The following is a 21,092-nucleotide window of genomic DNA, read 5'->3' as shown; positions in this document are numbered from 1 at the left end:
CTGTACGGCCCGCCCGCTGTCGTGCGTCTATTCGCCGGCTTCGCTCCCGATCGCCGGCACGCGTCGGCGGCGCGCACGGACGAGCACCGCCGGCGCGAAGTGCAGCACGACCAGGCGCGTCAGATGATGCATCAACACGAACACGACGCTCAGGCCGCCGCCATACGCGACGATCGTGATCGTCTCGATGGCGCCGGGCGCGTACGAGAGCCACAGCGGCAGCACGCCGTAGCCGGACAAGCGCGCCGTCACCCACGCGAACGCACCGGCAACCATCAGCATCAGCGCGATGCACACGAGGCCGGTGCGGCCGTAGCGCAGCCCGTCCGCGATGCTGATCTGCCTGAACTGCGCGCCGATCAATGCTCCCAGGATGACCGATGCCGCATCGACGCTCCACGTCGGCATCTCGAACGCATGCAGCCAGCCCGCCTTCACGAAGACGCCCGTCAGCACGATCGCGGTGATCATGTACGGCGCGGGTACGCCGAGCCCGAGCAGCGCGCGCCCGACCAGCACGCAGAGCGCCACCAGCACCGCCAGCGCCAGCACTGCCGCTGCCGGCAGTGCGGCGCCGGTCGCCGGCAGCGATACGCCGCCGTGCACGGGAATGAAGAAGCTCACCAGCATCGTGATCGAGATGAGCCGCACCAGATGCACGACGATCACCTTGCTCGACGCGCGCTCGGACTCCAGCAGGTCGAATACAGCGGCGAGCGCGCCGGGATAGACGGCCAGCAGCGCGTCGGTCCGGTTCCAGCGCGATACGCGAGACAGCCAGAGGCTACCGACCGCGACTTGTGCCGCCAGACAGACGAGCAGGACGCCGAGGCTCGGCACGATCGAGACGACCATCTGCGTGTCCCATGACTTGAACAGCAAGCCGGTTGCCATGCCGAGCACGATCTGCACGTACTCGAGCCCGAAACGCATCCCGGGCGCGAAGCCGAACCGGCTGGTCACGATCGAAGCGGCGAGGATCGAGCCGAGCAGCAGGCCGTGCGGGACGCCCGCATACTGCAGCGCCATGCCGACCGCAGCCAGGCAGGCGAGATAGGCGAGTGTCTTCATCGGGCAGCGTCCCGGCGGCCGGCCAGGCTTCGGCAGATCGTGTCCGCCTGCATCTGCAGGACGTCGATGTTGCTGACCGCATAGAACACCCCCGCAGTCGGATTGCCGATCGCGAAGATGTCCGACGGCCCGTCAGCCCCGATCACGCGGCAATCGTCGTAACGCACCTGGATGCCGCCATACGGGTGCCGGACGCACATTCCGGACGCCGACATGTTCGCGTAGATCGCGCTATCCATCGCATTGCCCGCGCCCGTGGCGTTGATGATGTGCGAGAACGCGCCGGTGAAATCCCGTCCTTGCGCGACAAACCCGTCCGCGCACGCGCGAACCTCGCGCACCCCGACGTGGCATGCAAGCCGTCCGGCGCGCAGGTAATGCTGAATCTTTATCCAGTTGTCCTTGGGAATCGGCACCCGAAGCTGGCGCCACGGCCCCCGGAGCTTGCGGATGAAAAGCTTCCGTTCCCGCTCGGGCAACGCATGCCAGAGCATCGGCACGACGAGGTTGGTGGCCGACAGCACGGAATAGATCGACCGTCGGATAGAACAAGATTGCCGGGTTCAATCCATTCCTCCAATTCTTGGTTAACGATTCAAGCCAGATTTACTCATTACCGAACAACCATCATCACGCCCCCGCAAACCCGATCGCAATTTCAAAAAGCAATCCAACGAATTCGATTGATTCGCTTCTCCACCAAAGCTTTCAGACGAGAAAGAAACGAGCCACACCAATTCAATCAATTCGCAATGAAACTGCATTGACGCGATCAACAGGCGAGCGAACTCCCGGACGTCAACCGACGTCCGTACGACAATCGAAATTCGGAATTGTGTTGCGAACCGCCTGACTGGCGGGACTCAGCGCCTTGTCACGGGTGAGAGGCCGTCAGCGACGTGACGGAAACGATATCGAAATACCGGATGCCGGGCACGACCGTACCCCGCGTGAAATACACCATTTCTCTCATGCCTGCCTCGGATCATTTATCGAAAGCGCTTCATTATCATAATCGCCGCAATTACAGCGACATTACATTATCGAAACGCTCATCAAACATTGTTTGATGATATTAATGGCTGATCCGATTGAATGGCAAGTCGAAAATTTCCGCATCGCCATTGTGCGAGCGGGTACACAGGATCGAGTGTTCCGGCCGCCGTGAACGGTGGCGAAGTCATGTGGTTCACGGTGGCATCGCGCGGCATGAAAAAAGGCGGCCCATACCGGAGCATGGCCGCCTTGCATGTCGCCCGGGGGCAATACCGTGCGTCAACCCGCGCCGAGATCGGCGAGCGGATGCGCGAACAGCTTCCATGGCGACGTGAGGAAATGCCGCACGCGTTCGGCGCGCAGCTCGACGAGCGACGCGGGCGCCCAGCGCGGCTTGCGATCCTTGTCGACGAGATGCGCGCGCACGCCTTCGCAGAAGTCGCCTTCCTCGATCGCACGCGCAACGATGCCGAGCTCCATCCGGAACGATTCCGCGAGCGTCATCTGGCGGCCGCGCAGCAGCGCCTCGCGCGTCACGCACAGCATCGTCGGCGAATGGCCCGTGAGCGCATCGAGCGTCGCCTGCAGCCATTGACGGTGCTCGCGCGACAGTTCCTCACGTGCGAGATCCTGCGTCAGCGTCGCGACGATCCGCTCGACGGTCGAGCGCTTGTCGAAGTGACGCACGATCCACGGCATCTGGCCGTCGAGCGCCGCATGCGGCACGACGTTGCACGGCGGCTCGAACACCTTGCGCAGCAGCGGCAACGCATCGCCTTCCCACTTGACGCTTTCGATGCGCGTCTCGAACGTGTCGAGCCACGCGGACGGCACGCACAGATCCGCGAGCTTCGCGGTCAGCGCGTCGGCACCCGACAGCATCGCGCCGGTCAGCCCGACGTACAGCTCGAGTTCGGCCGGCATGCGCGACAGGAAATGCGTCGCGCCGACATCGGGCACGAGGCCGATGCGCGTTTCCGGCATCGCGATCTTGCTGCGCTCGGTCGCGACGCGCAACGCGGCGCCCTGCGCAAGGCCCATGCCGCCGCCCATCGTCACGCCGTCCATCAGCGCGACCACCGGCTTCGGGAACGTATGGATCGCGTAGTCGAGCCGGTATTCGTCGACGAAGAACGGCAGCCAGGTTTCGCGCTGCGCGACCATCCTGTATAGCGCGCGCACGTCGCCGCCCGCGCAGAAGCCCTTCTCGCCCGCCCCGCGCAGCACGACCGCGACGATCTGGTCGTCGTGGCGGCAGCGTTCGAGCAGCGCGGCCAGCTCGCCGATCATCGCGTACGACAGCGCGTTGAGCGCGGCCGGCCGGTTCAGCGTGATCAGCGCCACGCGATTCACCACGCGGAACAGCACCTCGGGGGCATGCTCCGCGAACGCGTCGTGATTCGTGACCGGCGTGCTCATCGTTGCCCCTCCCCGTCGGTGTGCCACTGCGGCGCGCGCTTGCCGAGGAACGCGGCCACGCCTTCGCGCGGATCGCTGGTATCGAACAGGTCGACGAAGCGTTCGCGCTCGACCGCGAGCGCCGCGCCGCGCGGCACGCCGCGGCGCGCGAGGCCGATCAGCTCCTTGCTGTACGCGACCGCGTGCGGGCTCTGCCGCGCGACGTTGCGCGCCAGCGCCAGCGCCGCATCGCGCGACGCGCCCGACTCCACGACGTCCTCGACGAGGCCGATGCGCAGCGCGGTGGCCGCGTCGACACGCGCGCCGGTCAGGATGATCTTCTTCGCCCAGCCTTCACCGACGAGCCAGGGCAGCGTCTGCGTGCCGAGCCCGCACGGCAGCAGGCCGACCGACGGCTCGGGCAGCGCCATCTGCGCATGGGTTTCGGCGATCCGCAGGTCGCACGCGAGCGCGCATTCGAGGCCGCCGCCCATCGCGTAGCCGTTGATCGCCGCGATCGTCACGACACGCGCGTCGTGCAGCGCCTCGAACGCCGCGCCGAAACGTGACGCCATCGCGCGCGCGACCGCGCGGTCGCCTTCGGCGAAGGTGTTGAGGTCGGCACCCGCGCTGAAGAATTTCGGGCCGTCGCCCGTGATCACCAGCGCGCGCACGCGCGGGTTCGCATTCAGTTCGGCGACGGTGTCCTGCAGTTGCCGCAGCCCGTCGGCGGTAAAGGCGTTCGCGGGCGGACGCTTGAGCGTCGCGCACGCGATCGCGCCATCGTCGACGTAGTCCAGTTCGATCATGACGCGTCCTTCTTGCTGGCCGGTTGGTACAGGCGGATCACCGCCGAGAAATCGAGCTGGCCGTCGCCACGGCTGCTCATCGTCTGGTACAGCTGCTGCGCGAGCGCGCCGAGATAGACGGGCTGGCGGGCCTGCTTCGCGGCGTCGTTCGCGAGACCGAGATCCTTCAGCATCAGGTCGGTGCCGAAGCCGCCCGAGTAGCCGCGCGACGACGGCGCGGTCTCGATCACGCCCGGATACGGGTTGTAGGTGTCCGAGCTCCAGCAGCGGCCCGTCGACGTGTTGACGATGCCGGCCAGCACCTTTGGGTCGATGCCGAGCGCGACACCGAGCGACATCGCCTCCGACACCGCCGCCATCGAGATGCCGAGCACGAGGTTGTTGCAGACCTTCGCGACCTGCCCCATGCCCGTCGCGCCGCAATGGACGATGTTCTTGCCCATGCCCGCGAGCACGGGTTTCACGCGCGCGAAATCCGCGTCGCTGCCGCCGACCATGAAGGTCAGCGTGCCCGCCGCCGCGCCGCCGGTGCCGCCCGACACCGGCGCATCGACGAACGCGCCGCCGTGCTCGCGCACGAGCGCGCCGAACGCCTGTGCGCTCGCCGGGTCGATCGTGCTCGAATCGATCACGGTCGCGCCCGCGCCGAGGCCGGCGAGCACGCCGTTCTCGCCGGACAGCACCGAGCGCACGTGCGGCGCGGCCGGCAGCATCGTGATGACGAACGTCGCGCCCGAGGCGGCATCGCGCGGCGACGCGGCCACCTGTGCGCCGGCATCCTGCAGTGCGCGCAAGGCGTCGGCGCTCAGGTCGAACGCGTGCACTTCGTGGCCGGCTTTCAGCAGGTTCAGCGCCATCGGCGCGCCCATGTGGCCGAGGCCGATAAATCCGATTTTCATGTTGTCCTCCACGGCTCAATGCAGCCGGATCGTCGTATTCACCGGGCCGGCCGTCGTGTCGTCGTCGAACCAGCGCGCGGTGACCGTCTTGGTCTGCGTGTAGAACTGCACGACCTGCTTGCCGTACGGGCCGAGATCGCCGAGCTTCGAGCCGCGCGAGCCCGTGAAGCTGAAGAACGGCACGGGCACCGGGATCGGGATGTTGATGCCGACCTGGCCGATGTCGATCTCGCTCTGGAACTTGCGTGCCGCCGCGCCGCTTTGCGTGAACAGGCCCACGCCGTTGCCGAACGGGTTCGCGTTGACGAGCGCGATCGCGTCGTCGAGCGTGTCGGCTTCGAGCACGACGAGCACCGGGCCGAAGATTTCGTGCGTGTAGATCGACATGTCGGTCTTTACGCCCGAGAAGATCGTCGGGCCGATGAAGTTGCCGCTTTCGTAGCCGGCCACCTTCACGTCGCGGCCGTCGAGTTCGAGCTTCGCGCCTTCGCCCACGCCCGCTTCGATCAACGACAGGATGCGCGCCTTCGCGGCCTTCGACACGACCGGGCCGACGTCGGTGCCGGCTTCCGCGCCCGCATTCACCTTCAACAGCTTCGCCTTCGCGACGAGATCGGGCAGCCAGTCGCGCGCTTCGCCGACCAGCACCGCGACCGACGTCGCCATGCAGCGCTGCCCCGCCGCGCCGAAGCCGGCGCCGACGAGCGCATTGATCGTCTGCTCGCGGTTCGCATCGGGCAGCACGACCGCATGGTTCTTCGCGCCCATCATCGACTGCACGCGCTTGCCGTGCGCGCTGCCGAGGTTGTACACGTGCGTGCCGACGGTGGTCGAGCCGACGAACGAGATCGCCTTCACGAGCGGATGCGTGCAGATCGCGTCGACGACTTCCTTGCCGCCGTGCACGACGTTCAGTACCCCTTTCGGTACGCCGGCCTCGATCGCGAGCTCGACGAGCTCCATCGTCGACATCGGGTCCTGCTCGGACGGCTTCAGCACGAACGTGTTGCCGCAGACGATCGCCATCGGGAACATCCACAGCGGAATCATCGCGGGGAAGTTGAACGGCGTGATGCCCGCGCACACGCCGAGCGGCTGGCGCAGCGTGTAGGTATCGACGCCGCCCGCGACGTTCTCGGCAAATTCGCCGAGCTGCAGCGAGCCGATCGAGCACGCGTGCTCGACCACTTCGAGGCCGCGGAAGATGTCGCCTTCGGCATCGGGGATCGTCTTGCCCTGCTCGGCCGTCAGCGTCTTCGCGATGCGCTGCTGGTTCGTGCGCACCAGATCCTGGAACTTCAGCATGATGCGCATGCGCGCGGCGATCGGCGTGTTCTTCCACGTCGCATACGCGGCGTGCGCGGCCTGTACGGCCGCGTCGACTTCCGCGACGGTCGCGAACGGCACGCGCGCGAGCACCTGCTGCGTCGCCGGGTTGACGATGTCGCGCCACTCTTTCGTGGCGGACTCGACGAAAGCGCCGTCGATCAGCAGCTTGACCGTCGGCACGTCTTGCCCCGTCCGGGGCGTCGGATTCGCGTTCATCGATCCCTTCTCCTTGCAGAGGGCCGCGAAGCGCAATATCGCCGCGCGGCCGGTTCAATTCGGCTGCGGACGGCGGCCGCGGAATGCGGCGCGCGGCCCGCGGTCACGTCATTTCAGTTCGGCAGCAAAATCTTCTTCCCAGTATTCGCCGGGCATGCGCGCGGTCGCGTCGTCGCCGCGCTCGATCTCGCGGCGGCGCAGCTCGACGCGGCGGATCTTCCCCGAGATCGTCTTCGGCAGATCGGCGAACTGCAGGCGGCGGATGCGCTTGTACGGCGCGAGCTTCTCGCGCGAGAAACGGAAGATCTCCAGCGCGAGCGCGGGGCTTTCCTCGTAGCCCTGCCGCAGCGTGATGAAGGTCTTCGGCACCGACAGCCGCACGGGGTCGGGGCTCGGTACGACGGCCGCCTCGGCAATCGCCGGATGCTCGATCAGCACGCTTTCCAGTTCGAACGGGCTCAGCCGGTAGTCGGACGACTTGAACACGTCGTCCGCGCGGCCGATGTAGACGTAATAACCGTCGTCGCCGCGCATCGCGATGTCCGACGTGCGGTAGTGGCCGTCGCGCATCGCGTAGGCGGTTGCATCGGGGTTGTTCGCATAGCCTTTCATCAGGCCCACCGGGCGCGTGACGTCGGCGCCGATCGGCAGCGCGACCTCGCCTTCGGTCACGGGCGCGCCGTCCGGGTCGAGCAGCGTAATGCGGTAGCCGGGCAGCGGCCGGCCCATCGAGCCCGCGACCACCGGCTGGCCCGGCGAGTTGCCGATCAGGCAGGTCGTCTCGGTCTGGCCGTAGCCGTCGCGAATCGCGATGCCCCACGCCTTCTTCACGCGCTCGATGATCTCGGGATTCAGCGGCTCGCCCGCGCCGACGATCTCGCGCAGCTTCACGTCGAACGACGCGAGCGGCTGCTGCACGAGCATGCGCCACACGGTCGGCGGCGCGCACAGCGTCGTCACCTGGTATTTGACGAGCGCATCGAGCACCACCTTCGGCTCGAAGCGCGCGTAGTTGAATGCGAACACGCAGGCCTGCGCGTTCCACGGCGCGAAGAAGCAGCTCCACGCGTGTTTCGCCCAGCCCGGCGAGCTGATGTTCCAGTGGATGTCGCCCGGCTGCAGGCCGACCCAGTACATCGTCGACAGGTGCCCGACCGGATAGGTGCGGTGCGTATGCTCGACGAGTTTCGGCTTCGACGTCGTGCCCGACGTGAAGTACAGCAGCATCGGATCGTTCGCGTGCGTGACGGCGTCCGGCTCGAATTCGGCGCTCGCCGCGTAGCCGTCGTTCATCGCGAGCCAGCCCGCGCGCGGCGCGCCCGCGACGATCTTCTGCGCGAGGCCGAGGTCGGGCTGGTCGAATTTCGCGGTTTCGTTCTCGTCGACGATCGCGTATTTCGCGCCGCCGATCTGCACGCGGTCGCGCACGTCGTCGGGCGACAGTTGCGTGGTGGCGGGCAGGACGATCGCGCCCAGCTTCATCGCGGCGAGCATCGCGTCCCACAGCTCGACACGGTTCGGCAGCATCAGCAGGATGCGGTCGCCGCGCACGACGCCGATCGAGCGCAGCCAGTTCGCGATCCGCGACGAACGCTCGGACATCTGCGCGAACGAATACGGATCGCCCGTGCCGGTGGCCGCGTCGACGATCCACAGCGCGGGCTGGTCGTTGCCGCGCGCCATCGGGTCGAAGTAGTCGAGCGCCCAGTTGAACGCGTCGAGCACCGGCCATTCGAAATCGCGGTACGCGGTTTCGTAGTCGGTGCGATGGCGCAGCAGAAAGTCGCGTGCGTTCAGGAATGCCTGTACCGTCATCGTTTTGTCTCCTGTCGACGAGAGTTAGCGCTTTAGCGCTTACTCTCGTCCCATGCCTCGTGCGGTCGACGAGAGTTGGCGCTTTAGCGCTTGCTCTCGTCCCATGCCTTGCGCGGTCGACGAGCGTCAGCGCTTCAACGCTTACCCTCGTCCCATGCCTCGCGGTGAACCGGCAACATGACTGCAGCGCATGCCCGGTCTCCTCTGTCGCGGTGCACGGTCACGTCGTTGCGTGCCGCGTTCACCGCACTGCCCTCGTGCCCTGCGCGATGCTTCTTTTCGACCCGGATGCCGCGGCTCAAAGCTGCCGCGCGATCACCATCCGCTGCACTTCGCTGGTGCCTTCGTAAATCTGCGTGATGCGCGCGTCACGATAGTGGCGCTCGACTTCGTAATCGACCAGGTAGCCGTAGCCGCCGTGGATCTGGATCGCGTCCGAACACACGCGCTCGGCCATCTCCGACGCGAACAGCTTCGCCTGCGACGCTTCCGACAGGCACGGCAAGCCGGCCGTGCGCAGCTTCGCCGCGTGATGCACGAGCAGGCGCGCGGCGTTGATCTGCACGGCCATGTCGGCGAGCTTCTGCTGGATCGCCTGATGCTCGGCGATCGGCTTGCCGAACTGCACGCGCTCGCCCGCATAACGACGCGCCTTGTCGAACGCGGCGCGCGCGATGCCGAGTGCCTGCGCGGCGATGCCGATGCGGCCGCCCTCGAGATTCGACAGCGCGATCTTCAACCCTTCGCCGCGGTTGCCGAGCAGGTTTTCTTCCGGAATCGCGCAGTTCTCGAACGTGATCGGGCACGTATCCGATGCACGGATGCCCATCTTCTTCTCGGGCTTGCCGACGATGAAGCCCGGCGTGTCGGTCGGCACCAGGAACGCGGAGATGCCGCGCTTGCCGGCTTCCGGGTCGGTCATGGCAAAAACGATCGCCACCCCGGCGCGCTGGCCGTTGGTCACGAACTGCTTCGCGCCGTTCAGCACCCATTTGCCGTCGCGCAGTTCCGCGCGCGTGCGCAGGTTGTTCGCCTCGGAGCCGGCCTGCGGCTCGGTCAGGCAGAATGCGCCGATCACGCGGCCCGCCGCCATGTCGGCCAGCCAGCGATCCTTCTGCGCGGGCGTGCCGAAACCGAGGATCGGCCCGCAGCCGACCGAGTTGTGCACACTCATCATCGTCGCGCACGCGGCGTCGCCGGCGGCGACTTCCTCCATCGCCAGCGCGTAGGCCACGTAGTCCGTATACGAGCCGCCCAGCTCCTGCGGCACGATCATCCCGAGCAGGCCGAGTTCGCCAAGCTGCGCGACGATGGCGTCGGGCAGGTGCGCATCGTGGTCCCACTGCGCCGCGTTCGGCGCCAGCATCTCGGTGGCAAAGGCGCGTGCGGCGTCGCGGATCATCCGCTGGTCTTCGGTGTAAAGCTCGTCCATGGTGCTGCTGTCTCCCGCGGCCGCCGGGCGCGACCGTCCTTGCGTTTCGATGCAACAAGTGTAGGCAAGCACGCGCGACTGTTCGATGCTCGCGCCGCTCATTTACACTGAGCGTTTTTGCCACACCGGCGGCACGGATGAAGCAGGAAGACAAGGGAACCGTCGCGATCAGCCTCGTCGCTTACAGCGTCGCGCTCGCGACCCGGCGCGGCGTCGCGGCCGAACCGCTGCTCGCGCAGGCCGGCATCGCCCCGGCGCTGCTCGGGCAGCCGCGCGCACGCGTGTCCGCGCAACAATACGGCGCACTGTGGAACGCGATCGCGCGCACGCTCGACGACGAGTTTTTCGGGCAGGATCGCCACCCGATGCGCAGCGGCAGTTTCATCGCGATGAGCCAGGCGGCGCTGACCGCGCGCGACGGCCTGCACGCGATGGCGCGCGCGGTGAATTTCATGCACTGCGTGCTCGACGACCTGCACGCCGAGCTCGACGCGAACCCGCAGCGCGTGCGGTTGCGCTTCGTGCACCGCAACAACGGTGCGACGCCGGCGATGTTCACATACGCGACCTATTTCATCATCGTCTACGGGCTGACCTGCTGGCTGATCGGGCGGCGCATCCCGCTGCTGCATGCGAGCTTCCGCTGCGACACGCCGCCCGCCGACCATGAATACCCGTCGATGTTCTGCGACGACATGCGTTTCAACGAACCCGATTCGTATGTCGATTTCGATCCCGAATTCGCGACGCTGCCGGTCGTGCAGAACGCGAAGACGCTGAAGACGTTCCTGCGCAACGCGCCGGCGAGCTTCATCGTCAAGTACCGCAACCCGAACGCGCTCGCGCAGCGCGTGCGCGCGGTGCTGCGCGGGATGCCGCCCGCCGCGTGGCCGGGCGCGGGCGGGATGGCCGCGCGGCTGCACGTGGCCGAGGCCACGCTGCGCCGCAAGCTGCACCAGGAAGGCCACGCGTACCAGTCGATCAAGGACACGCTGCGGCGCGACCTCGCGTTCGAGGCGCTGGCCGACCCCGCGCGCACGATCGCCGACGTCGCGGCTGCAACCGGTTTCGCGGAACCGAGCGCGTTCTACCGCGCGTTCCGCAAATGGAGCGGGCGCAGCCCGGCCGACTATCGCGACGAAGTGCTCGCGCGCGGCGGCGGCGCGAGCTGAGGCCGGCCGGCACGGCGCCCGCTTCGCGCTTTCCGCCGAAACCGCCTAATCTTTAAGCATCGGGCCCACGCCCTTTCCGCAAGCCGGATGGCGCACGGCCACGCGCCGCCCGGACGCCCCGATGCACGTTCACCGTCACGGGCCGTCGCCGGTGCCTGCCACGCCCGGCGGCCACCCTCGTCACCCGCTGTCCGCGCGGGTCGCGCGCGCCGCGCTGTTCGCGGCGCTGCTCGTCGTGTGTGCCGCGGTCGCCGCGCCGCCGTCCGCCGACACACCCGCCGCACCCGCCGCCGCCCGCCCGGTCATCGTGATCCCGATCAACGGCGCGATCGGGCCCGCCAGCGCCGATTTCATCGTGCGCTCGCTCGACCGTGCGGCACGCCAGCACGCGCCGCTCGCGATCCTGCAGCTCGACACGCCCGGCGGCCTCGACACGTCGATGCGGCAGATCATCAAGGCCATCCTCGGCTCGCCCGTGCCGGTCGCCGCGTTCGTCGCGCCGGGCGGCGCGCGGGCCGCCAGCGCGGGCACCTACATCGTCTATGCCAGCCACTTCGCGGCGATGGCGCCCGGCACCAATCTCGGCGCGGCGTCGCCGGTGCAGTTCGGCATCGGCGGCGCCGCGCCGCCGGGTGCGAACCCCGCTGCACCGCGCCCGCCGGCCGGAACCCCGGGTGCGTCAGGGGCATCCGGTGCGTCCGAGGCCGCCACGCAGGCCGCATTGCCGACCGACACGCAATCGACCGAGATCCGCAAGGCGATGCAGGACGCGTCCGCCTACATCCGCGGCCTCGCGCAGCTGCGCGGGCGCAATGCCGAATGGGGCGAGCGCGCGGTGCGCGAAGCCGTCAGCCTGTCGGCCAGCGAGGCGCGCGCGCAGCACGTCGTCGACCTGATCGCGCAAGATCCGGCCGACCTCGCGCGCCAGCTCGACGGCCATACCGCGACGACCACCGCCGGCACGGTGAAGCTCGCGACCACGCATGCGCCGCTCGTCATCGTCGAACCCGACTGGCGCAGCCGCTTCCTCGCGATCATCGCCGATCCGAACGTCGCGCTGATCCTGCTGACGATCGGCATCTACGGCCTCTTCTTCGAGTTCGCGAACCCCGGCTTCGTGCTGCCGGGCGTCGCCGGCACGATCTGCCTGCTGGTCGGGCTGTTCGCGATGCAGTTGCTGCCGATCAGCTATGCGGGCCTCGGCCTCGTGCTGCTCGGCCTCGGCTGCCTGGTCGCCGAGGCGTTCCTGCCGACCTTCGGCGTGCTCGGTTTCGGCGGGATCGTGTCGTTCACGATCGGCGCGCTGATGCTGATCGATACCGACGTGCCCGGCTACGGGATTCCGTGGCCCGTGATCGCGAGCCTGGCGCTCGGCGGCGGGCTGCTCGTCGCGGGCGTGTCGAGCGTCGCGCTGCGCGCGCGGCGGCGCCCGGTCGTGACGGGTGCCGAGGCGATGGTCGGCAGCATCGGCGAAGTGCTCGACGACGGCCTGCGCGCCGACCAGCCGCACGGCGCGGCCGGCGCGGCACCGTCCGCCGCCGGCTGGGCGCGCGTACACGGCGAACGCTGGCGCGTGGCCAGCAGCGCGCCGCTTGCCGCGGGCTGCCGCGTGCGCGTCACCGGCCGCCAAGGGCTGCTGCTCACCGTCGCCCCGCTCTACGACGTACCGGTGCAAGAACAACACCAAGGAGAGCCTTCATGATCGGTTACACGTTCGGCTTCAGCAGCGTCCTGATCGTCTTCGTCGTCGTGCTCGTCGCGTCGTCGATCCGCATCTTCCGCGAGTACGAGCGCGGCGTGGTGTTCATGCTCGGCCGCTTCTGGAAAGTGAAGGGGCCGGGGCTCGTGCTGATCATCCCGATCGTCCAGCAGGTCGTGCGGATCGACCTGCGCACCGTCGTGTTCGACGTGCCGCCGCAGGACGTGATCACGCGCGACAACGTGTCGGTGAAGGTGAATGCGGTCGTGTATTTCCGCGTGGTCGATCCGGAGAAGGCCGTGATCCAGGTCGCGCGCTTCTTCGACGCGACGAGCCAGCTCTCGCAGACGACGCTGCGTTCGGTGCTCGGCAAGCACGAGCTCGATGCGCTGCTGGCCGAGCGCGAGCAGCTGAACGCCGACATCCAGAAGACGCTCGACGCGCAGACCGATGCGTGGGGGATCAAGGTGTCGACCGTCGAGATCAAGCACGTCGACCTGAACGAGACGATGATCCGCGCGATCGCGCGACAGGCCGAGGCCGAACGCGAGCGGCGCGCGAAGGTGATTCATGCGGAAGGCGAACTGCAGGCGTCGGAGAAACTGCTGCAGGCCGCGCAGCGGCTCGCACTGCAGCCGCAGGCGATGCAGCTGCGCTACCTGCAGACGCTGACGACGATCGCGGCGGACAAGAATTCGACGATCGTGTTTCCGCTGCCGATCGATCTGCTGGGGGCGTTGCTGGACCGGTTGGGCGGGAAGCGGGAGGAGTGAGACAGACATTCGGATCCTCGCCGGATACTCACCGGATTCGCCGGACGAGGGGCAACAGGCATCGATACCGACCGGCGCCCCCTATCAGCCGAATGGTATGGAAGATGGCCGCTCGCGGTCCGATGGCGTATACAACGAGATCCGCATGCATGGCAGTACGGATCAACGATGGGCAAGACTCGGACAAGGAAGACGGCATCGGCGACGCCAACCAGGGCCTATGGCAAGGTGGCCCTCAGCGCCGAGGAAACGCTGCATCGACTGTGGCAACGCGGCCTGCGCATCGACGATCGCCCGGCGAACTTGCGAATGCTCCGGTCGATCGGCCATTTCCGGTTGCTGGTCTACATGCGGCGGTTCCAGAACCCCACGACCAAGCGATTCTGGCCTCGAACCAGATTCTCCGACATCGTTGAACTCTACGCATTCGATCGACGTCTGCGCTCGATCACGATGGACGCGGTCGAGCGCATCGAGGTTGCGCTGCGCGCCGCACTCAGCAATCCCCTCGCAATCGACTACGGCAGCCACTGGTACGTCGAGAGGGACCGTTTCGTCGACCTGCGCCACTACGCGCGCATTCTGGATCAGATCGCCCGGGAGTGTGAAACCCGGAAAGGTTCGGCATTGACTCACTACTATCGAACCTATGCCAGCCCCGACCTGCCACCGATCTGGCTGGTCTGCGAGCGGCTGAGCCTGGGCGCGTTGTCCCGAATCTTCAGTGCGCTCTCGATGCGCGACCGCAAGGTCGCCGGACGCCATGCGTGGCCGGACATCCCTGATACCGTGCTCACCAGCTGGCTTCAATCGCTCACCGACCTGCGCAATGCGTGTGCGCACCACGCCCGGCTTTGGGGAATGAAGCTGACGGTATCGCCTCCCGCCAAGCCGGCCGGGCGAACGCTCGCACGGTATGCCCCGGAAATGACCCGGCCGGAGACGTTCTACGCCCGCGCAACGATGATGAAGGCCCTGCTCGACCCACTCGGTCATGGGACTGAATGGCGCGAAGCCTTGCGAGCGACGTTGACGGGGTGTGAGCACGTGGACGCGGCGGCCCATCTCGGCTTCACGACCGATTGGCATTCGACGCCGGCGTGGCGGTGAGTTCAGGGCGGATACAACCGAACACGCGGCAGGATGCCCGTCACGCTCCGCTTTCGACGCGCTGCATTTTGACATTCGTTCGATACTTCGCTAGCATTGCCGATGAAAACGCTGGGGACGCCTCTCGACGATGCGCAACACTTCAGACGGCAAAAGGACGCGCAAGCGTCCTTTTTTTATTGTCCGCCTCCTCCGTTGCGAGCTCGATCCGCTTCCCTCTCCGGATTCGGTGCCACTCCCGCACCCGATCGATCGTCCGGCGCCCGGTCCGGCGCTTCTCCTTCATTTTCGTGTTTCCGCTGCCGATCGATCTGCTGGGGGCGTTGCTGGACCGGCTGGGTACGCCGCGCGAGCGCTGAGACGCGCGAGTTCCGGCCCGCGCGACGCGCCGCCGTCGATCCCGCCGGACACCGGGCCGCCACGGCCCGGCACCCGGCAGCAGGCACCTGTCAGGCCAGCAGCTTGCGCTCGGTCTTGCCGTACTTGATCGACTTCTCGTCGGGAATCATCAGGCCCGTGTGCTCGTCGCGGCCCTGCAGCAGGAAACGCGCATCCGGCTGGCCGATCTGCCCGGCCGCGAGCTTGCTGTCCGCGCCGATCTCGCCCTTCTTCATCCGGTTGACGATCACGCCGGCCGCGGTGTCCTTGAAGTCGCGCAGCATCCACGCGTCGCCGTCGCTGTCGCCGAACACCAGCAGCGGGCCGTAGCCCTTCTTCGATACGAGCACGTTGCGGATGCCCACCGTCTTGCCGGGCCCCCAGTTGAAATGCCAGCCGGCCGGATAGGTGCTCGTGTACTTGCCGTCCTGCATGTCGAGGCGCAGGCCGATCACGTTCTCCGGCGGCACGCCGTAGCCGTAGTTCGGATTGCCGGCGAACACGCGCACCACATCGTCGAGCGACGCGGTGCTCACGTACACGTCGATGCCATTCGCGCGCAACGTGTGCATCACCGCGCGGATTTCCTCATGGATGCGAATGCCGTGGAAATGCGCATCGGCCACGACACCGGCCTTGCCCGGCAGCGTCTTCGGGCTTTCGTAGCGAACCTTGCGCAGCGCGTCGCCGATCCCGTAGTTGTCCGACGCTTCCGCCATCGCCTGCAGCTCGGCGGTCGTCATGTTCTTGTAGAAATAGATGATCCACTTGTAGCCGACTTCGAGCGGGTGCGTGTCGCAGATCGCGTCGTACATGAAGTACAGCTTCGCGCGGAAATCCTTGAACTGGTCGGTCTCGTGAATCTCGTCGAGGCTCTTGCTGCCGCCGAAGCCCTTGTAGTTCGCGTAGAGCCAGCGGTAGTCGGATTCGACGTCGGCGGCGAGATCCTCCATCGTCACCGGCTTGCCGTCGACGGTCGTGTAGTCCTTCATGAACGCGCCCTTCGGCACGTCCTTCCACATCACGCCGACGAATTCGTCCGGTGTCAGCTTGTATTGCAGATGGTTGATCTGGTACATCAGCAACGCCTCTTCGCAGTCGTTCATGATGCACGTGTTGTCCCAGTCGAACACCGCGTACGGGCGGCGCTTTTCGTCGTAGCGCGCGCTCGCGACGCCATGCTGGTCGAGCACCGCCTGCAGGCGCGCGGCGTTGAACGGCGACCAGCGGCCCGGGTCCAGCGCGTCCGGCGCGGTGGCGCTCTTTGCGTCGGCGGTGCCGGCCTTGAGCATCAGCGACGTCGCAGCGGTCGCCGCGGCAAGGGTGTTCATGAACTGGCGGCGTTGCATGGTCTCTCCGTGGAAATGTCGAATCGGTTCCGTTCACTGCCCCGTGCGGCGCACTGGCGGGTCATCGCCACCGCGAAGCCGGGACGGCTTCGAATCGGGGGCGAATGATGTGTCGAAATTATTTCGGCAATTTGACTGCGTCACGCCGCGACGCGACGGCGAGTTGATCCGGCGCGACATGCCAGGCATCACGAAGCGGTCGAACACGGCCGTCCGGGCCGGCGACGCAGCCGCTCGCGACATCGTCCGGAAACCTAGAGGCTCCCCTCCATTTCCCCCTGCCATTAGGACAAATCCTCACGTCCCGGCACGCGGAACCGTCTATGATCGTTACATTGATCAATGACACATTAAATGCTGACTGAATAACCCGTGCCGGCGACGCCGGCGGGCGGATTCCGGATCAGCGCCCCCCTGGAGACGCATCATGGCCGACCACTCGCTGCCGGAAGTCCACCTCGACGAGCTGCCGCAATTCCGCGCGGTCCAGCAGCTTGCCTACCGCTGTGTCGAGACCGTCGGCGCGATGCTCTACCCCGGCATCACCGAAAAGGAAGCCGCGCGCCTCCTGACCGAATGGCTGCAGGACAACGGCGTACACGACTGGCTGCACAAGCCGTTCGCGTGGTTCGGCGACCGCACCGCCTTCCAGGGTTTCTCGGGCCTCAAGCACATGGGCGGCTTCAATCTCGCGTTCTTCCCGAGCAACCGGCAGCTCGAAACCGACATGCCGGTGATCCTCGACGTCGCGCCGGTGCTCGACGGCATCGTGGCCGACGTCGGCTACGCGCACTGCCTCGGCCAGAACCCGATCCTCGAGCAGCTGCAGGACGGCCTGATGGACCATCGCGACCTGATCGTGCGGCTCGTGAAGGCGCGCCGGCCGATGGCCGAGGTCGCGCAGGAAGTCGACGCGCTGTGCCGCCGCCAGGGCGTCGAGCCGCGCCACAAGGCCTATCCGTTCAAGGTGCTCGCGCATCGCGTCGCGAAGATCCACAAGCTGTCGAAGCCGCGCTTCGTCGCGCGCTTCGGGCTGAACGCGACGCGCAACCTGCTGCTCGACCAGGGGCGCGCGGCGAAACAGCAAGGCTGGTCGCCGCTGTGGTCGATCGACCGCCGCTCCGAGCATGCGCCCGTGCCGGGCCTGTGGGCCGTCGAACCGCATCTCGGCTTCGCCGGCGTCGGCGCGAAATTCGAAGAGCTGCTCGTGATCACCGAAGACGACGCGTACTGGCTCGACGAAGACCTGCCGCACGTGCGCCGCTGGCAGCGCCGCCAGGCCGAGCGTGTGCAGGCCGTCGCGACCGTGCCGGCCGCCGCCTGACGCGAACCCGCCTTTCTCCCCACTCCCTGAACGACGGACTCACGATGCAGCCTCTTTCCGACGAAGCGCCGCTGGCCCTGTTCGAATCGGTTCATGGCGAAACGGCGGTCGCCTCCGGCGACCTGACGCTCGCGGTCAGGACCTGGGGCGACCCGGCCCGCTCGCCGGTCGTGCTCGTACACGGTTATCCCGACGACAGCAGCGTCTGGCAGCACGTCGCGCCGCTGCTCGCGCGCAAGCACTACGTGATCGCATACGACGTGCGCGGCGCGGGCCTGTCCGGCGCGCCGAAGCGCACGGCCGACTACCACCTCGCGAAGCTGACCGACGATTTCGTCGCGGTGATCGACGCGCTCTGCCCCGGCCGCGCCGTGCATCTGGTCGCGCACGACTGGGGCTCGATCCAGGGCTGGGAATTCGTCACCGATCCGCGCCTTTCCGGCCGCATCGCGTCATACACGTCGTGCTCGGGGCCGTGCCTCGACCATGTCGGCTTCTGGCTGCGCGAACGCGTGCTGCACCCGACGCCCGCGTCGCTCGCCAAGCTCGGCGGCCAGCTCGTGCGCTCGTGGTACGTGTACCTGTTCCACCTGCCGTTCGTCCCGGAGCTCGGCTGGCGGCTGTGGCTCGGCCGCGCGTGGCCGCGCCTGCTGCGCCGGCTCGAGAAAACGCCCGTCGCGCCGCGTCCGACGCAAGCCGACGACGGCGCGCGCGGCGTGCGCCTCTATCGCGCGAACTTCATCCGTTGCCTGTTCGCGCCGCGCGAACGCCATGCGCATGCACCGGTGCAGACGATCGTGCCGCTCGGCGACAAGTACGTGAGCCCCGCGCTGTCCGAGAACCTGTCGCGCTGGGTGCCGCAGTACTACCGCCGTGAGGTCGCGGCCGGCCACTGGCTGCCGCTCGCCGATCCGGCGCGCTTCGCGGATCTGGCCGGGCAACTGATCGACGCGGTCGAATCGGGCAACGAGCCGCCCGCGCTCGCGAACGCGCGCCGCCGCGCAACGAGCGGCCGCTTCAGCGGCAAGGTCGCGGTCGTCACCGGCGCGGGCAGCGGCATCGGCCGCTGCGCGGCGCTCGCGTTCGCGCGCGAAGGCGCGACGATCGTCGCGTGCGACATCGATCTCGCGAGCGCCGAACGCACCGCGCTGCTGATCGGGCTGACCGGCGCGCAGGCCCATGCGAAACGCGTCGACGTCGGGTCCGCCGACGAAATGGAAGCGCTGGCGACATGGGTCGGCGACGAACTCGGCGGCGCCGACGTGGTGATCAACAACGCCGGCATCGGCATGGCCGGCGGCATCCTCGACACGAGCACGCGGCACTGGGAGCGCATCCTGCACGTGAACCTGTGGGGCGTGATCCACGGCTCGCGACTGTTCGCGCAGCAGATGGCCGCGCGCGGCACCGGCGGGCACATCGTCAACACCGCGTCGGCCGCCGCGTTCGGGCCGTCGCGCGACCTGCCCGCGTATGCGACGACGAAGGCCGCCGTGCTGATGCTCAGCGAATGCATGCGCGCGGAGCTCGCGGAAAAAGGCATCGGCGTGACGGCCGTGTGCCCCGGCTTCGCGGAGACCGGAATCATGGCGTCGACGCAATACGCGGGCGCCAATGCCCAGGACGAAGCGCGGCTGCGCAAGCGCGCGACGAAGCTGTACCAGATGCGCGGCCTGAAACCCGAAACCGTCGCGCAGGCGATGGTCGACGGCGTGCTGCGCAACCGTCCCGTCGTCGCCGTCGGCGGCGAGGCGCACGCGATGCGCTTCGTCGGCCGCTTCATGCCGTGGCTCGGCCGGATGATCGCCCGCGTCAGCATGGCATCGCATTGACGGCGCATCACGCCGCACAGGGAGACAAAGATGACCGATACCGCCGACTATCACAAGATCAAGGCCCGGCACGTGAAGTTCGACTTCAGCGACACGCCGATCACCTGGGTGCCGAACGACCCGGGCAGCACGCACATCATCAACACGCTGAACCTGCTGTTCCCGGAAGGCGAGCTGTGGTTCTGCCGCGTGTACAACAAGGCCTTGCCGCTGATCACCGACGCGCGCCTGCGCGACGAGGCCGAAGGCTTCCTGCGGCAGGAGGCCGTGCACTCGCGTTCGCACGGCGGCGTGCTGAAGCACTACTACGACCGGCACAGGATCGACACGAAGCCGTTCACGCAAAAGCTCAACCGGCTGTTCACGCGCGTGCTCGGCGAACAGCCGCTCGGGCTGAAGATCGGCCACACGCGTTTCTGGCTGCGGCAGCAGCTCGCGGTGATCGCGTCGCTCGAGCATTTCTTCGGTTATCTCGGCAACTGGGTGCTCAACGCGCACGGGCTCGACGAGGGGAAAGCCGATCCGACGATGGTCGACCTGCTGCGCTGGCATGGCGCGGAGGAGGTCGAGCACCGCACGGTCGCGTTCGACATCTACCGGCACATGGGCGGCACCTATCCGGAGCGCTGCGTGCACATGGCGTTCGTGATCCTGCTGCTGCTCTACTACATCACGACGGGCGCGAAGTTCATGTACCGGCGCGACCCGGGCGCCGGCCGCTACCCGGGTTTCGTGCTCGCGTGGTGGCAAGGCTCGCGGCGCGGCCACCTGCCGTCGTTCTGGAAGGTGATCGGCGCGGCGCTGCGCTATTTCAAGCCCGGCTATACGCCGCATCACGAAGGCTCGACCGAGCAGGCGCTCGCTTACCTCGCCCGCTCGCCGGCCGCACAGGCGGCCGCGCACGGCGGCAACTGGGGCACGACGAAGGGCGCCTGACCGGGTTTCTTGCCGGCTTCACGGGCGGGGCCCGCCGAAGTGCGTACAATCGCGGCTTCAATTTCCCGGAGGTGCCGCGATGGCCATGAAGAAAACCGATCTCGAAAAGAACAAGGCGCTCAAGCTGACGCACGCGATGAAGCAGTCGAACTCCGCGCGTTTCGGCAAGGGTGCCGAAGAAGCCGCCAAGCTCGACCGCCGCGCGCAGCGCAAGCTCGACCAGGAACAGGGCCTCGTGCCGTTCGCATGCAAGCTCAACGCCGAACTCGTCGAACAGCTGAAGGCGCGCGCGGCCACGCACCCGGAAGGGATGACGGGCCTGCTGTCCGAGCTGCTCGTGAACGGCCTCGCGCAACGCGACGCGTAACCGTCACGTATCTCGAAATTTCCGTTGACATTGATGCGCTGCCACGACACACTCGTTCGCATGCTTATGCTCAAGCCTGCCGCCATCGCGCATGAAAACCGAGTGAACGCCCATCCGTGGCGAGCACCGGAGGCGCTTGTGCGTTAGCATCGAGATTCATTTGCGCATGTCACAAGGCCTCGCCGGA

General features: G+C 67.4%; 17 protein-coding genes. 8 read left to right on the top strand and 9 right to left on the bottom strand.

From position 1 onward, the window contains the following. Positions 1-27: 27 nt before the first annotated feature. The 8 genes from PQB87_RS21595 to PQB87_RS21560 form a co-directional block, all read right to left on the bottom strand. Complete coding sequence (locus PQB87_RS21595; RefSeq protein ID WP_153489138.1) at positions 28-1,071, bottom strand: AbrB family transcriptional regulator; 1,044 nt, start codon at positions 1,069-1,071, stop codon at positions 28-30. Beyond that, positions 1,068-1,595 (bottom strand): FAD/NAD(P)-binding protein, encoded by a 528-nt coding sequence (locus tag PQB87_RS21590; protein ID WP_226145493.1) that lies wholly within the window; start codon positions 1,593-1,595, stop codon positions 1,068-1,070. Before PQB87_RS21590 ends, PQB87_RS21595 begins: the two co-directional genes overlap by 4 nt. A 751-nt stretch (positions 1,596-2,346) precedes the next feature. Beyond that, positions 2,347-3,486: an enoyl-CoA hydratase/isomerase family protein gene (locus PQB87_RS21585; protein WP_489243753.1), complete on the bottom strand. Its 1,140-nt coding sequence runs from the start codon at positions 3,484-3,486 to the stop codon at positions 2,347-2,349. Continuing rightward, positions 3,483-4,274: an enoyl-CoA hydratase gene (locus tag PQB87_RS21580; protein ID WP_059485175.1), complete on the bottom strand. Its 792-nt coding sequence runs from the start codon at positions 4,272-4,274 to the stop codon at positions 3,483-3,485. Before PQB87_RS21580 ends, PQB87_RS21585 begins: the two co-directional genes overlap by 4 nt. Continuing rightward, on the bottom strand, positions 4,271-5,173 hold the full coding sequence (gene mmsB, locus PQB87_RS21575) for a 3-hydroxyisobutyrate dehydrogenase (RefSeq protein ID WP_489243751.1): 903 nt from the start codon (positions 5,171-5,173) through the stop codon (positions 4,271-4,273). The genes PQB87_RS21580 and mmsB overlap by 4 nt, the downstream gene beginning before the upstream one ends. Positions 5,174-5,188: 15 nt before the next feature. Continuing rightward, on the bottom strand, positions 5,189-6,718 hold the full coding sequence (locus tag PQB87_RS21570) for a CoA-acylating methylmalonate-semialdehyde dehydrogenase (RefSeq protein WP_060066756.1): 1,530 nt from the start codon (positions 6,716-6,718) through the stop codon (positions 5,189-5,191). Positions 6,719-6,826: 108 nt separating this feature from the next. Then, a complete protein-coding gene (locus PQB87_RS21565; RefSeq protein WP_060066759.1) occupies positions 6,827-8,533 on the bottom strand; it encodes an AMP-binding protein in 1,707 nt (568 codons plus the stop codon). A gap of 298 nt (positions 8,534-8,831) precedes the next feature. After that, positions 8,832-9,965, bottom strand: a complete 1,134-nt coding sequence (locus PQB87_RS21560; RefSeq protein WP_027789617.1) for an acyl-CoA dehydrogenase family protein — start codon at positions 9,963-9,965, stop codon at positions 8,832-8,834. 137 nt (positions 9,966-10,102) lie between these two features. Here PQB87_RS21560 and PQB87_RS21555 point away from each other — a divergent pair, with 137 nt between their 5' ends. The 4 genes from PQB87_RS21555 (at position 10,103) to PQB87_RS21540 (ending at position 14,719) form a co-directional block, all read left to right on the top strand. Then, complete coding sequence (locus PQB87_RS21555; RefSeq protein WP_059588755.1) at positions 10,103-11,137, top strand: AraC family transcriptional regulator; 1,035 nt, start codon at positions 10,103-10,105, stop codon at positions 11,135-11,137. 121 nt (positions 11,138-11,258) lie between these two features. After that, the gene (locus PQB87_RS21550; RefSeq protein WP_111939335.1) at positions 11,259-12,839 is read left to right on the top strand and encodes an NfeD family protein; all 1,581 of its coding nucleotides are present in this window, start codon (positions 11,259-11,261) and stop codon (positions 12,837-12,839) included. Beyond that, on the top strand, positions 12,836-13,609 hold the full coding sequence (locus PQB87_RS21545; protein WP_153489130.1) for a slipin family protein: 774 nt from the start codon (positions 12,836-12,838) through the stop codon (positions 13,607-13,609). Before PQB87_RS21550 ends, PQB87_RS21545 begins: the two co-directional genes overlap by 4 nt. A gap of 168 nt (positions 13,610-13,777) precedes the next feature. After that, on the top strand, positions 13,778-14,719 hold the full coding sequence (locus PQB87_RS21540) for an Abi family protein (protein ID WP_059698297.1): 942 nt from the start codon (positions 13,778-13,780) through the stop codon (positions 14,717-14,719). Positions 14,720-15,168: 449 nt separating this feature from the next. On the opposite strand, the gene PQB87_RS21535 is transcribed toward PQB87_RS21540, so the two are convergent. Continuing rightward, positions 15,169-16,446 carry an HAD family hydrolase gene (locus tag PQB87_RS21535; protein WP_111939333.1) on the bottom strand — a complete coding sequence of 426 codons (1,278 nt, stop codon included), beginning with the start codon at positions 16,444-16,446 and terminating at the stop codon, positions 15,169-15,171. 427 nt (positions 16,447-16,873) lie between these two features. On the opposite strand from PQB87_RS21535, the gene PQB87_RS21530 reads away from it, so the two are divergent. From PQB87_RS21530 to PQB87_RS21515, 4 genes are all read left to right on the top strand, one after another. Continuing rightward, a complete protein-coding gene (locus tag PQB87_RS21530) occupies positions 16,874-17,770 on the top strand; it encodes a M24 family metallopeptidase (protein WP_301862669.1) in 897 nt (298 codons plus the stop codon). Positions 17,771-17,814: 44 nt separating this feature from the next. Further along, complete coding sequence (locus tag PQB87_RS21525; RefSeq protein ID WP_489243748.1) at positions 17,815-19,602, top strand: SDR family oxidoreductase; 1,788 nt, start codon at positions 17,815-17,817, stop codon at positions 19,600-19,602. A 30-nt stretch (positions 19,603-19,632) separates the two neighbouring features. Next, positions 19,633-20,538 carry a metal-dependent hydrolase gene (locus PQB87_RS21520; RefSeq protein WP_111939330.1) on the top strand — a complete coding sequence of 302 codons (906 nt, stop codon included), beginning with the start codon at positions 19,633-19,635 and terminating at the stop codon, positions 20,536-20,538. A 79-nt stretch (positions 20,539-20,617) separates the two neighbouring features. Further along, the gene (locus PQB87_RS21515) at positions 20,618-20,905 is read left to right on the top strand and encodes a hypothetical protein (protein ID WP_059686865.1); all 288 of its coding nucleotides are present in this window, start codon (positions 20,618-20,620) and stop codon (positions 20,903-20,905) included. Positions 20,906-21,092 lie beyond the last annotated feature (187 nt).

It is taken from the genome of Burkholderia sp. KL41 (assembly GCF_057005415.2).
This window is presented reverse-complemented; position numbering and strand designations above follow the sequence as displayed.

Coding starts and splice junctions, on each gene's coding strand:
- PQB87_RS21585 (WP_489243753.1), bottom strand. CDS start 3,486: ATGAGCACGCCGGTCACGAATCACGACGCGTTCGCGGAGCATGCCCCC.
- PQB87_RS21550 (WP_111939335.1), top strand. CDS start 11,259: ATGCACGTTCACCGTCACGGGCCGTCGCCGGTGCCTGCCACGCCCGGC.
- PQB87_RS21515 (WP_059686865.1), top strand. CDS start 20,618: ATGGCCATGAAGAAAACCGATCTCGAAAAGAACAAGGCGCTCAAGCTG.
- PQB87_RS21520 (WP_111939330.1), top strand. CDS start 19,633: ATGACCGATACCGCCGACTATCACAAGATCAAGGCCCGGCACGTGAAG.
- PQB87_RS21570 (WP_060066756.1), bottom strand. CDS start 6,718: ATGAACGCGAATCCGACGCCCCGGACGGGGCAAGACGTGCCGACGGTC.
- PQB87_RS21545 (WP_153489130.1), top strand. CDS start 12,836: ATGATCGGTTACACGTTCGGCTTCAGCAGCGTCCTGATCGTCTTCGTC.
- PQB87_RS21560 (WP_027789617.1), bottom strand. CDS start 9,965: ATGGACGAGCTTTACACCGAAGACCAGCGGATGATCCGCGACGCCGCA.
- PQB87_RS21530 (WP_301862669.1), top strand. CDS start 16,874: ATGGCCGACCACTCGCTGCCGGAAGTCCACCTCGACGAGCTGCCGCAA.
- PQB87_RS21565 (WP_060066759.1), bottom strand. CDS start 8,533: ATGACGGTACAGGCATTCCTGAACGCACGCGACTTTCTGCTGCGCCAT.
- PQB87_RS21535 (WP_111939333.1), bottom strand. CDS start 16,446: ATGCAACGCCGCCAGTTCATGAACACCCTTGCCGCGGCGACCGCTGCG.
- PQB87_RS21555 (WP_059588755.1), top strand. CDS start 10,103: ATGAAGCAGGAAGACAAGGGAACCGTCGCGATCAGCCTCGTCGCTTAC.
- PQB87_RS21595 (WP_153489138.1), bottom strand. CDS start 1,071: ATGAAGACACTCGCCTATCTCGCCTGCCTGGCTGCGGTCGGCATGGCG.
- mmsB (WP_489243751.1), bottom strand. CDS start 5,173: ATGAAAATCGGATTTATCGGCCTCGGCCACATGGGCGCGCCGATGGCG.
- PQB87_RS21540 (WP_059698297.1), top strand. CDS start 13,778: ATGGGCAAGACTCGGACAAGGAAGACGGCATCGGCGACGCCAACCAGG.
- PQB87_RS21580 (WP_059485175.1), bottom strand. CDS start 4,274: ATGATCGAACTGGACTACGTCGACGATGGCGCGATCGCGTGCGCGACG.
- PQB87_RS21525 (WP_489243748.1), top strand. CDS start 17,815: ATGCAGCCTCTTTCCGACGAAGCGCCGCTGGCCCTGTTCGAATCGGTT.